Genomic DNA, 1,004 nt, shown 5'->3' with positions numbered 1-1,004 from the left:
ATTCATAAATAGAATGAGATGCATAGTGAGAGTTATGGAACGGTTCTTCCCATATATGGAATCCGTACATAACGCAGTAAGGAGTAAGATATGCACGACTTAGCATCAATTCGTGCTTTTGATGCGCTTAACCAACACAAAAGTTTGACCGCAGCCGCCAAAGCACTGAATCAGCCGAAATCCACCGTGAGCCGCCGCTTAGCACAATTAGAAGCCGACTTTGGCCAAGCGCTAACAACTCGACAAGGCAACCGCTTGATTCTGACACGCGCAGGGGAGATTTTTGCCGACTACAGCCGCCAGATCCTAGAGCTCTGCGAGGAAAGTTATGAGGCGCTTCAAGGCTTAAATAATCAAGTATCAGGCTCTCTACATATCGTTTGCCACGCAGCGTTAGTTCGCAGTTGGTTAGGCGATGTGCTCAATGAATTTCTGGCGGAGAACCCTGACGTCAGAGTCCAGCTCACCAGTGATTTTTCCGATACACACCACGATCCAGATTTGTTTATCTGGCTAGGTGAACACAAAGGGCTGGATTGGCGCAAAGAAACGCTTGGCGTATTTCGTTACACCCCATTCGCGTCGCCAAACTACATCGAAAAACATGGCTCCATCCACCACCCGAGAGAACTAAACAAACATCCGTGGATAGATTTTGGGTCGATACAAGAGAATGGTTTGCTACTCTCGCACCCAGAACAAGGGGAGTTTTTTCTAGAACCATTTGTCAGCCGACTCTATAGCGACAACATTGCTATGCAGATCGATAGTATCGCCAACGGACACGGCATTGGTCTCTTGCCAACTTGGACTGCACAAGGGTATGAGAAACATCACCCCGGCCGTATCACCCCATGCCTTGAAGGCTGGCTTTCAGAGCCAATAACGATCAACTGTTATACACCAGCAGGGCGTCATCCTCTTCGCTTATCCGTACTGCTTGAAGATATTCACCAAAGTATTCCGCTAGATTGGAAATATTGAGACAAATAAAAAGGCCATCA

At 47.4% G+C, this 1,004-nt stretch carries 1 protein-coding gene; it reads left to right on the top strand.

Annotation, left to right across the window (positions count from 1 at the left end; all coding sequences use genetic code 11):
- The first annotated feature begins 90 nt into the window (after positions 1 to 90).
- The gene (locus R8269_RS26630) at positions 91 to 984 is read left to right on the top strand and encodes a LysR family transcriptional regulator (protein WP_318223094.1); all 894 of its coding nucleotides are present in this window, start codon (positions 91 to 93) and stop codon (positions 982 to 984) included.
- Positions 985 to 1,004 lie beyond the last annotated feature (20 nt).

Source organism: Vibrio sp. Vb0667 (genome assembly GCF_033391095.1).
The sequence above is the reverse complement of the archived record's forward strand: the minus strand, read 5'-3'. Positions and strand labels throughout refer to the sequence as shown.

Bases quoted from the DNA above. Each gene is read 5' to 3' on its own strand.
- R8269_RS26630 (WP_318223094.1), top strand. From the start codon at position 91: ATGCACGACTTAGCATCAATTCGTGCTTTTGATGCGCTTAACCAACAC.